The sequence below is a fragment of the Staphylococcus caprae genome, from assembly GCF_002902725.1.
GTDB lineage: Bacteria > Bacillota > Bacilli > Staphylococcales > Staphylococcaceae > Staphylococcus > Staphylococcus caprae.
Map to the genome: position 1 here is coordinate 38631 of NZ_PPRT01000010.1, position 9985 is coordinate 48615.

The window sequence follows — 9985 nt, forward strand, 5'->3', positions numbered from 1 at the left end:
TTAATTATTTAGAATATTTTATCAATTTTAATGATGCATATTCCACTATCAGTGAAATCAAACATGAACATTTTAAACGACTATGCACTTGAACTCGCTTCTTCAAACGAGAAAATGTTTATGTGTAATCTCATTGAATCAACATTTTACTACTTAAATTTACAATTATTCTTGTCTACAATTTTATCACTAATCGTATCAATGCTTAAATAAATCGCACTCTTTTCTTTTATAATTCGTACTTTAGTCTCAATAAAAAGAAAAACCGTCAACACCTAGATACCAACTCTAGTATGTTAACGGTAATAATTAATCATGATTTTCAAATTTTTTCTCTTTTTCTCGTTCTTTGTAATAAAGTTTTTCTCTCTGCTGTTCACGTAACTTGGCACGAGATTTCAATTCTTCGGGTGAATTAAACTCATTTTGACTTAACAAAATAGACGATTGTCTTGGGCCTTCATCCTTTCGGTACATATAGGCACCATTACGATATGCAGCGCGTGCAACTAAATGCATACCTACTGGGGAAGTAAGATTGATAAATACTAAAGATAAGAGTAATCGAACACTAAAGAACCCGGTATTGACAATAAAGTATATCAAAACGCCAATAATAGTTAAGAGTACGGATAACGTCGAACTTTTTGTTGAAGCATGGCTACGTAAGAAGACATCTTGGAATTTAACGATACCAATTGCACTAATCAACGCAATGACGCTTCCTAGAAAAATGAGAATGGCCGAAATTAAACTAACGATTTCTTTTGTTATTTGCATTAAAGACACGACCTCCCCCAATAAATCTAGAAATAGATACGGAACTGACGAAAGAAATAATCGCAATTAACATGATGGAATCTAAGAATGAAACCGAATTGAGCACTACGCTCATCACTCCTACAATCGACATGACAACCGCACTTGTCGCATCAAATGAAACAACTCTATCTGCCGTTGTAGGCCCTTTGATTAATCTGAAGAGACAGACGATCAAAGCGATGCCAAATATAATTAATGCACTTATTATAAAGAACTGTGTAATCGCCTCTATCATCGTGTCACCTCCAAGATTAAATCTTCATACTGTTTGATACTTTTTAAAAGTTTTTGCTTATCCTTTTCAGAAACATCAATACTATGAATAAAGAATTTATTAGTATTTTTAGAAATACGAATAACTGTTGACCCCGGTGTAATAATAATTAAAATAGTTAAAAACGTAATTGCCCAATCGTTTTTTAACGAGGTTTCATAAGTAAGTAAACCAGGATTCATCTCTTTCGTTTTAAATAGAATGTAATTAATCGTACTTATACTAGATGTTAATAATTGATATATATAAACTGCTAAAAACTTGATTGCTACCCATATCTTTTTCAAATAAAATTCTTCACCAAAGAATCGATGTAGTATATAAATCACAATTAAACCAATTAGAAATCCGGAGAAGAAGGTTGTAAATTTAAATTCATCTTCGTCTTGGAATAACACCCATAGAAATGCGATGACAATATTCAACACGACTTGTTTCATCTATTTTTCAACCTCCTTCAAATGCGGATTTACATTTTCTTGAAAAACATGTTCCTTCATATTGAGGTTTGTAGCATTTTCTGTCACTTTTAAAATAACTGGCGCTGCGATTCCCATAGCTAGTACGACTGCGACAAGAAGACCAAGAATGCCTTTACGATGTGCTGGAATCTTCTTAAATTTGACCTCTTCACCATCAGAATCACCAAAATACATGACAAACATTACTCTAAATAGACTGTACATTGCAATGAGGCTTGTCACAATCATTAACGCAAGACCAATGTAATTACCGTTTTGAATGGCACCTTGAAAGATAAGCACCTTACCAGGGAATCCACTAAACGGTGGCACACCACCAATGGCGAATATCATAACCACAAACGCCACACCAAAGAAGGGTTCTCTTTTCGCTAAACCACTTAAATATTGATAATTTCGATAACCCGAGATATAAACTAAACTACCAATAATAAAGAATAATAACGTTTTAACAATAATGTCATTAGATAAATAGAAAATTGCACCATTGACACCTGCGAATGTATTAGAGCCTAATCCTAAAATGATAAATCCAATCGACAATATGACTTGATAGGCTGCTATCTTCTTAATGTCTTTATACGCAATTACACCTAATGCGCCGATAATCATCGTGAGACACGCCATGAATACTAGTAACGGATGTGTAATACCAGAATGATGATTGAATATTAATGTGAAAAATCGTATTAACGCGTACGCCCCCACCTTCGTCATCAATGCAGCAAATAATGCAGCGAGTTCTGTATTTAGTACAGCATAAGCTTTAGGTAGCCACATAAATATTACAAGCGCAGCTTTAGAACTGAACGCTACTAAGAAGATGAGAGATATGATAGTCACAGTCTGATTACTTTCCATATGATCTAAACGCATTGCGATATGAGAGAAATTCAACGTACCAACTACTTTATATAACATGCCGATACCAAGTAAGAATAACCACGAACCAATGATATTAAGCACAACATAAATAATTGCTGCACGTAATTGTTCAACCGATTGTCCTAACGTCACAAGTACAAATGACGCGAGTAACATAATTTCAAACATGACATATAAGTTAAATAAATCTGATGTTAAAAATGACCCAATCACACCAACAGTGAGCAATAAGATAAATGTTGGTAAATGGAAACGATTTACCCGCTTCTCTCCACGCCCAAATCCATAAGCCATAATAAGTGTCACAACAAAAGATGATACGGTCACCATTAATAAGCTCAGTGAATCACCTAAAAATTGAATTCCAAAAGGTGCTTTCCACCCACCGAAGTCTAATGTAATCGGCTTATGATTCACTACATATATTAATAATGCTAAAGAAATTAACGTTGTAACAACCATTGTCATAATAGAAAGTATTTTCGACGTTTGGTTTTTATTTTTCGTAAATACAAGAATCAATGCGCATAGGAAAGGAAGAAGCATAGGTAAAATTAATAAGTTACTCATCATCTTCTTCACCTCTCAATGCACTAATTTCGTCCTCTTTCGTTACACGATATGTTCGATAAATTAACACGAGTAAGAATGCTGTCATACCAAACCCTATGACAATTGCAGTGAGCACAATCGCTTGCAATAACGGATCAACGAAATGGGTATGATGATTTTGAATTAATGGCTCCGACACATGTGAGCCATATTTCCCCATACTCATAATGATTAAGTTACCAGCATGTGTATAGATTGATATACCAATAACGATACGAATTAAATTAATAGATAGGATCATGTATGTTCCTATAAATACTAAGAAACCTATCACAAGTAATAGTATTAAATTCATGACTTACCACCACTTATGGATAGCATCACTGTAACAATGACACCTACTACTGTAAGTAAGACGCCTAATTCAAATAACGTGACAGTCGTAATATGAACGTGACCTAATAATGGAAATGCCACGTTCGCTTCTGTTTGATATAGGAAAGGTTTACCAAAGAACATAGGAACAATTGCCGTAGCAAGCGAAACTAATGACCCAAGTATCATTAATTTTTTGAAATCAATTGGTAAACTTGTTAATACCTCCTTAACATCAAAGGCGAGGAACATAAGAATAAAAGCTGAACTAAATATAAGTCCGCCAATAAACCCGCCACCTGGATTGTTATGTCCAGCGAAGAAGACATAGAATCCAAATGTTAACAGTATGAAGACAACAATCTTAGTGACTGTCTTTAGTACAACATCATTCTCTTTCATCTTGTCCCCTCCTATCTTTATAGTTAAGTAGCGTATAAATACCTAATCCTGCGATGATTAAAACCAAGCCTTCGAATAATGTATCTAGCGCTCTGAAATCGCCTAAAATGGCATTCACGATATTTTTTCCACCTGTTAATTGATAGGCATTTTTGTAGTATTTCGAAATGGACGCCATTCCATCTGCTTGTTGTGCTATAAAGATGAGTGAAACTACAGATAATGCCATGATAAGTGAAACGATTATTTTAAGTGTTTCCTTTTTCATATTTGCTTTAGCTCTTGGAATATTTGGTAATCTTGAAAAGCTCACAATAAATAAAATTGTTGTAATTGTTTCTACCACAAGTTGCGTGAGCGCTAAATCTGGCGCTTTCATCGCGATAAAATACAATGTGACAGCAAAGCCGATAATCCCGTTAAGAATAACCATAGTTAAACGCTGACGGATAAATATAAGCGAAATCCCTATGATGACAGTCACAACTGAAAGAATTACCTCTAAAGGTCCGAAAGACGAAACGTGCAGTTCATGGACTTTTGGAAAGCCAACCGAAATATATCCATAACCCACAATCACAATAAATATAAGGAGTGTAATGATAATATAATAATTAAGCTTATTACTCATTAAACTACGTATACCAATACCTGAATAAGATTCAAATTCTCTATAAACTTTACGATAAGCATTGGTAATTGAAGCCTGTTTAATCACTTTGTGCGTAATAGACTTCCAATTGACTGTAAGTGCTAAAAGTGTTCCCACGATAATTACAATCACACTTAAAATTAATGGAAGGTTTACCCCATGCCATTGTGAAATGTGTGGTGCTACAGTATCTACTTTGCTTCCTACACCTGATACCGATCTCAATGCCGGTAAAATAACATTGTGTCCAAAGACGTTTGGAATAACGAACACTATAGGTATAAGCACCATTAGAATAACGGCTGGTAGACTAAATAACCATGGTTCGTGAATTTGTTTTTTTGAAAACTTTTCAAAATTGAATTTTCCCCAAAAAGTCTCTTTAATCATGTAAAGTGCATAAGTAAACGTAAAAATACTCGCAATCACACCGAGAGCCACAATCATTACTGTGAGTGTCATGTCAAATTGTTCAAGTTCAATCGCTTTGACGAGTGAATCAAAGAACATTTCTTTACTGAGGAAACCATTTAAAAGTGGTACACCAGCCATAGATAAAGCGGCAAACAACATGACTATGTGCATCTTAGGAAAGACTTTGCGCATCCCATTCAGTGAGCGGATATCCCTTGTTCCTGATTCATGGTCAATGATTCCAACGCCCATAAATAATGCACATTTAAAGATGGCATGATTCATTAAATGGAACAAGCCGGCAAAGAGCACTAACGCATAAAATTTTGATAAACCATCAGACGTATGTTGTGCATAGCCCCCACCTATACCAACCATTGACATGATCATACCAAGTTGACTAATTGTGGAATAGGCTAAAATACCTTTCAAATCATATTGTCGCAATGCTGTTAAAGAACCGAAAAGCATTGTAATCAGCCCTACAAAAGTGACTGTATAAATGTAAGCATCGCTGAGTCCTAATAAAGGTGTAAATCTAAATAATAGAAAGATTCCTGCTTTTACCATTGTGGCTGAGTGAAGATAAGCACTGACAGGTGTTGGTGCTGCCATCGCTTTCGGCAACCATATATGAAACGGAAATTGCGCCGATTTTGTAAAAGCACCTAACAACAACATGAGCATCATTGGAATAAATAATGAATGATGTTCAATTGTATGACGTTGTTCGAGGATTTCTGAGATTGTATTTGTACCAGTTATGATATAAAGCATGATAAAACCGGTTAATAAAGCTAAACCACCAAATACTGTGATGATAAAAGACTGTATTGCACCTAATTGACTATCACCGTTGTTATACCAGTACGAAATAAGTAAAAATGAAGAAACGCTAGTTAATTCCCAAAATACGTACATCAATATCGTGTTATTGACAATCACGATGCCAATCATACTAAACATGAATAATAGTAGATAGACGAAGAATCTAGGAAGATTATCTGTTTGGGTTGATAAATATTGAGTTGCGTAGAAAAATACGCCTACACCTATAAGTGAAATAATGAGTCCAAACATTAAACTTAGTCCGTCTAATCTCATATCTAGATTGATATCTAGTGAAGACATCCAGGGTATATGTACAGATGGATAATGATGATGAACAACATTTGGTATTTGAGTAATAAAATAAATAGATGAAAGTATAGGCGCTAGTAATGATAGATAGCCAGCTATTTTTCTAAGCTTGCGATGACTAAGTGTAAGCAACACTAAAACCATCATAACTATGAGCGCGCCCATAAGGTATACCAAACTCATTTAATGCCTCCTTTATTTAATACTATATTTTATAAATTGAGTGCGATAACTGTACGCTTAATAGATTTATCTTTGATTCCAATAAATTTCATTGTTTCTTGTGTCGTTTGGTGTCCTAAATATTTCTGTATAATTGAGATGGATATGCCTGATTGATAAGCATGATAAGCAAATGTCTTCCTTAATGTCGTCAATCCAATATGTCGCATTCCAAGTCGTGCTGCAGCTTGATGAATAATTCTATAAGCTTGCTGTCTTGATAAACATTGTTGTGTTCTCATTGACCGAAAGACCAAATCTTCGTCTTTTAAATGATGTTCTTCTATGTAACTTTTTATTTCGAGTTGCAATTCAGTTGGTAACATAATTTTAATACTGGGCTCATAATCTACAATCCAAGCAGTTTTTATATTCCCTGTTTCAGTCATTTTAAGATGTTTAACTTTCATATTTAATAATTCTGTCAGTTTAACACCCGTATGTATTGCAAATTTAAAAAACAAATAATCCCTTTGCGTCCGTTCTTGTAATACTTTATACATTTGATAAATGTCTTCTTTATGTTTAATTGGCTCTACCTGATTCATAAGTCCTCCAACATTAAGTTTCTCATTCAATGATAAATGATATTTATGTAACATCAAAGATTTTTGCTTTATTTTTTTTGTAGAAAAGGTGTCCCTTTTTTCATTCTCAAACGATATATAGAGTGAAAGGAGGTTATAAAGATGAACGAAGTCAACCAAATGACAGCACTCTTCACAGAAATCAAACATAATTCTGAAGGAAAAGCAGTCGAACATAAACGTCGTTTCGCAAACTTGAACCCATCAGCTTCTAATAACCAAGTAAGAACTTTCAGTACAATTATTGAACGTTTAACTGGTGAAAAGTACGACAAAGTAGAAGTTGTAAAGACAGAAGCATTAATTTAAAGAGGAGGATTATTATGTCAAAAACGTTAGAACTTATCTTCAAATCTAACCTTAACAAGCCGGTAAAATTACAATTACCACAATTCGATGCTGTCCTAACAGAACAAGTCGTTAAAGACAGTATGAACCAAATTCTAGAATTAGATATACTAAAATCGAATGTGGGTAAGCCAGTAAAAGCTTATTCAGCTCAAGTGATTGATAAGACTACGACAGTTATTTTCGAAGATAAAAAATAAACTTAACCACTATTTATAATTCAGTAAACATCATTAATGAGTATAAAAATAGAATCATTGATGGTGTTTTTTGTTGTGTTGAAAGATGCAATTTACATATATAAACGTGTTAATCAATGAAGAGGTTCTATTCATCAATCAATCATCGGCTATTTAGAATCTTAAAAATGAATGGTATCATGAATATGATTAAATTTGGGAAAGTTGGTATGGCAATGCTATTTTTATACTTTTTAGGGATATTTGTGGGGATGTTACTTCCTATTCAAACCTCAATTAATTCAAGATTAGGACAATTTACACGTTCCACATTCTATGCATCAACGATTTCGTTTGCAGTCGGAACAATTTGTTTATTTATACTTAATCTCATTATCAATCCTCATATTTTTACGCCATCATTCTTCTCAAATCAATCGTTCAACTATACATGGTTCTTGGGTGGATTATTAGGTGTCATCTTTCTAACAGGAAATCTATTGTTATTACCTAGATTAGGGGCTGCACTTACCGTCGTGATGACTGTCACAGGTCAGATTCTCATGGGAGTGATCATCGACACCTTTGGATTATTTGGGGCTACGCAACATTCATTCACTTTTTTCAAAGGTATCGGTATTATATTTTTACTTTTTGGTATCTTATTGATGAATTATATCCCTAAACAGAAGGTGCAACAAAAGTCTGATTCAACCTTTTTATTATGGTTAGCTATTGGTCTTGTGTTTGGTTCTGCACCACCTATTCAAACAACAATCAATAGCGCACTCGCTCAACAGACACACTCATCTATATTTGCATCATTAATTTCATTTACCGTCGGGACGACTGCTCTATTTATTCTTACATTGATTTTTCATCGTAGTTTAAAAATTCAACATTTCCATACAGAGTTAGGTCAGATAAAGCCTGTTTACTTTATCGGTGGCATTTTAGGAATGGCATTCGTTACAGCAAATATTATTTTAATGCCTTTCTTAGGCGCTGCGCTTACAACGATTGTCGCAATGTTAGGACAAATGTTGATGGGTATCATCATCGATCACTTCGGATTACTCGGTTCTCCTAAAAATAAAATCACCGTACGTAAAGTATGTGGCTTAATATGTATCGCCATTGGCATCGTCTTATTAAGATTATTTTAGACTTAGATTTCACACTATAAAAATTCAATTTTGGAGTTCGGACAAATTGTAGACTGAGCTATCGTTGATTTTGTAGAAGAAAAAAAGTTTTTTACTTAATAATAAATGAAGTATTGATGGCGACACGCCTGCAGGAATAGCATGCTTGTAAGTCAGTTGATTTTTAAAAGACAGGCTACGCAGTAGCTGATTGATATTGAGCTCATAAAATGGCTCAACATCTAATCATCCTTGCGGGGGTGATAATACGAATTCTTAAATTCTAGAATTCTGTATCACTCCCAAGCCATGCCCGCGGCAAGGGAGCTAGGCAATACGAAGTATTGACATAATATATTGTGCTAAATGTTTCAATCCCAATTTTTTCTTTTTAAAGGTAAAGTATTAATGTTTTTTCAAATATTGATAAAATCAGAATGTCTAAATCAAACTATTTTCATTTAAACTAAAAATATCTACTTATTATTAAATTAATATTGTATAATACCTTTAACTCCACATCTAGAGGTGAACATCTATGAATACAAAGCGTATAACATTATTTATTTTAATTTTAGTCTTTCTTTTAACCAGTTTAGGATTTGGATATCACACCTATTCAAAGTTAAAATCTAATACTGACGACTTAAATTCCATAAAAATAATCAAAGTTAAACCCAAAATACTTCTCTCCACCACAGGAATTCAAACACCTAAGCAAAGCTACACTTTCCACTTTAATCCTTCACTAGGGCAAATTAACCGTATCTTAGTTAAAAATAACGAAAAAATAACCGCCAAAAGACCGATTTTAGAATATTATAATTCTGAAAAAGAAATAAAAGTAAACAGTTTTAAAGGTGTTCTTAACCAAATTAAACTCCCTACGAACGCCCCTTCACATTTAAAAGCTAACCCCTATCTATCCGCACCACAACTGTATTCTCAGCTTCTTCAAGAACAAAATTCAATCTACACAACACAAGTTTCTCCTATTAATGGCAATGTCTCTATTATAAATCCACATCCTGCAAAGGCAGATGATAAGGTAGTGCAAATTGATAGCGAGGAACGTGTCATTCATGCTAATATATCAGAATCTGAAGTGAATTTATTAAAAATTAATCAAAATGTTTCTATAACTACTAGTGACGCTACTCAATTCATTAGCAAAGTTAAATCAATCTCAATGATTCCTTCTGAAGTTAAAAATCATATATCTTACTTTCAGGTTGTGCTGACCACTCAGGCCAAATACCCTATTGGAACACACTTTAAAATAAGTTTGATTTCGAACGATATTGAACTTCCACAATCCAGCATTGTAGATAACAAGTATGTTTTAGTGATCCATAACAAGAAAATCGTAAAAAGAGAGATTAATTATAAAAAATCTTCAAAAAGTGGGTATATTATTGTGACGAGTGGGCTTTCGATTAATGAAAAAGTAGTAAAAAGTCCTTCTTCTAAAATGGCAAAAGCTTACAACAGTCAAAGGTTGTAAAA

General features: G+C 33.7%; 12 protein-coding genes. 4 read left to right on the forward strand and 8 right to left on the reverse strand.

Annotated elements, in window-relative coordinates; genetic code table 11:
* Window positions 1–309: 309 nt before the first annotated feature.
* From mnhG2 to CD155_RS02470, 8 genes are read right to left on the reverse strand one after another with little or no spacing between them, the layout of a single operon-like run.
* On the reverse strand, window positions 310–780 hold the full coding sequence (gene mnhG2 / locus CD155_RS02435) for a Na+/H+ antiporter Mnh2 subunit G (RefSeq protein WP_002441288.1): 471 nt from the start codon (window positions 778–780) through the stop codon (window positions 310–312).
* Window positions 755–1057, reverse strand: coding sequence for a Na+/H+ antiporter Mnh2 subunit F (gene mnhF2 / locus CD155_RS02440; protein WP_002441286.1), 303 nt, complete (start codon window positions 1055–1057; stop codon window positions 755–757). Before mnhF2 ends, mnhG2 begins: the two co-directional genes overlap by 26 nt.
* On the reverse strand, window positions 1054–1536 hold the full coding sequence (gene mnhE2, locus CD155_RS02445; RefSeq protein ID WP_044466942.1) for a Na+/H+ antiporter Mnh2 subunit E: 483 nt from the start codon (window positions 1534–1536) through the stop codon (window positions 1054–1056). Before mnhE2 ends, mnhF2 begins: the two co-directional genes overlap by 4 nt.
* The gene (gene mnhD2 / locus CD155_RS02450; RefSeq protein WP_002441280.1) at window positions 1537–3036 is read right to left on the reverse strand and encodes a Na+/H+ antiporter Mnh2 subunit D; all 1500 of its coding nucleotides are present in this window, start codon (window positions 3034–3036) and stop codon (window positions 1537–1539) included. It lies immediately after the preceding gene.
* Window positions 3026–3370, reverse strand: a complete 345-nt coding sequence (gene mnhC2, locus CD155_RS02455) for a Na+/H+ antiporter Mnh2 subunit C (RefSeq protein ID WP_002441278.1) — start codon at window positions 3368–3370, stop codon at window positions 3026–3028. Before mnhC2 ends, mnhD2 begins: the two co-directional genes overlap by 11 nt.
* Window positions 3367–3792, reverse strand: a complete 426-nt coding sequence (gene mnhB2 / locus CD155_RS02460) for a Na+/H+ antiporter Mnh2 subunit B (RefSeq protein WP_002441276.1) — start codon at window positions 3790–3792, stop codon at window positions 3367–3369. Before mnhB2 ends, mnhC2 begins: the two co-directional genes overlap by 4 nt.
* Window positions 3779–6181: a Na+/H+ antiporter Mnh2 subunit A gene (gene mnhA2 / locus CD155_RS02465; protein WP_103212418.1), complete on the reverse strand. Its 2403-nt coding sequence runs from the start codon at window positions 6179–6181 to the stop codon at window positions 3779–3781. Before mnhA2 ends, mnhB2 begins: the two co-directional genes overlap by 14 nt.
* Window positions 6182–6210: 29 nt before the next feature.
* The gene (locus tag CD155_RS02470) at window positions 6211–6768 is read right to left on the reverse strand and encodes a tyrosine-type recombinase/integrase (protein ID WP_103212419.1); all 558 of its coding nucleotides are present in this window, start codon (window positions 6766–6768) and stop codon (window positions 6211–6213) included.
* Window positions 6769–6909: 141 nt separating this feature from the next.
* Here CD155_RS02470 and sroA point away from each other — a divergent pair, with 141 nt between their 5' ends.
* From sroA to CD155_RS02490, 4 genes are all read left to right on the forward strand, one after another.
* The gene (gene sroA / locus CD155_RS02475) at window positions 6910–7116 is read left to right on the forward strand and encodes a sigS mRNA-stabilizing protein SroA (RefSeq protein WP_002441271.1); all 207 of its coding nucleotides are present in this window, start codon (window positions 6910–6912) and stop codon (window positions 7114–7116) included.
* Window positions 7117–7130: 14 nt separating this feature from the next.
* Entirely contained in the window at window positions 7131–7355 is a 225-nt protein-coding gene (locus CD155_RS02480) for a DUF2922 domain-containing protein (RefSeq protein WP_002441269.1), read from the forward strand.
* A 215-nt stretch (window positions 7356–7570) separates the two neighbouring features.
* Window positions 7571–8500, forward strand: a complete 930-nt coding sequence (locus tag CD155_RS02485; protein ID WP_103212421.1) for a DMT family transporter — start codon at window positions 7571–7573, stop codon at window positions 8498–8500.
* 517 nt (window positions 8501–9017) lie between these two features.
* A complete protein-coding gene (locus CD155_RS02490; protein WP_103212420.1) occupies window positions 9018–9983 on the forward strand; it encodes an efflux RND transporter periplasmic adaptor subunit in 966 nt (321 codons plus the stop codon).
* Window positions 9984–9985: the final 2 nt, after the last annotated feature.